A 1,117-nucleotide genomic window follows, 5' to 3' on the forward strand; every position below is an offset into this window, starting at 1 on the left:
ACCAACCTCGACATCGATATCATGACCGAGGAAGAAGAATCGGCCCGCCGCCAGAAGGAATTCGAGGCGCGCACCAAGCTGTTCATGGAAACCTTGGATCTGGATGAGTTCTTTGCCCAGCTGCTGGTTTCCGAAGGCTTTACCAATCTTGAAGAAGTCGCTTATGTCGAGCTTGATGAGCTGCTGGTCATCGACGGTGTTGACGAAAGCACCGCCGGGGAATTGCAGGCCCGTGCCCGCGATTACCTGGAGGCTAAGGCCAAGGCGGCCTTGGATGCGGCTCGCGAATTGGGCGCCGAAGACAGCCTTATTCAGTTCGAGGGCCTGACTCCGCAGATGGTAGAGGCACTGGCCAAGGACGACGTAAAGTCGCTGGAAGATTTCGCCACTTGTGCGGACTGGGAACTGGCGGGCGGCTGGACCAACGATGGCGGCGAACGGGTCAAGGACGATGGTATCCTGGAACCTTTCGGTATGACGCTGGAACAGGCGCAGGACATGGTGATGACTGCCCGCATCATGCTGGGCTGGGTCGATCCGGCTGAACTCGAAGCAGACGCAGCTGAAGATGAAGACGCTGGCGAAGAGGAAGGCGAAGCCTGATTTCAGGCTTCGGATGGGGCTTGACGCATGACACGTGGCGGCAAAACCAAGCATCGTGAAGATGATTCCGAGCGAAAATGCATCGCCACGGGCGAGGTGCAGCCCAAATTTGGGCTGATCCGCTTTGTCGTTGGGCCTGATGGCCAGGTCTTTCCTGATCTGGCGGAAAAATTACCGGGTCGCGGGATATGGGTTTCCGCGGACCGGGCCGCGCTGACGCTGGCGGTGAAAAAGAACCAGTTCTCGCGCTCGGCCAAGCAGCAGGTGACGATTGCGGATGATCTGGTTGACCAGGTCGAACTGATGTTGGCGCGCCGCGTGGTTGATTTGATCAGCCTGTCGCGCAAAGGCGGGGGTGCCGTTGCTGGCTTTGAAAAGGTCAAAGACTGGCTGATGAAAGATGAGGCCGAAGTACTGATCCAGGCCAGTGATGGCTCGGGGCGGGGCAAGTCGAAATTGAGCACGCCGCAAGACGGCAAGTTCATCGGCTGGCTTACCGCGGACGAACTGGGAC

General features: G+C 58.5%; 2 protein-coding genes. Both read left to right on the forward strand.

The annotated features are described in order from the left end of the window. Window positions 1-603: helix-hairpin-helix domain-containing protein (locus A2I95_RS41065; protein ID WP_367153226.1), on the forward strand; the 603-nt coding region annotated here is incomplete at its 5' end. Window positions 604-630: 27 nt separating this feature from the next. Next, the coding region (locus A2I95_RS41070; protein WP_291738035.1) for an RNA-binding protein at window positions 631-1,117 on the forward strand (487 nt) is incomplete at its 3' end.

It is taken from the genome of Leisingera sp. F5, assembly GCF_001593695.1.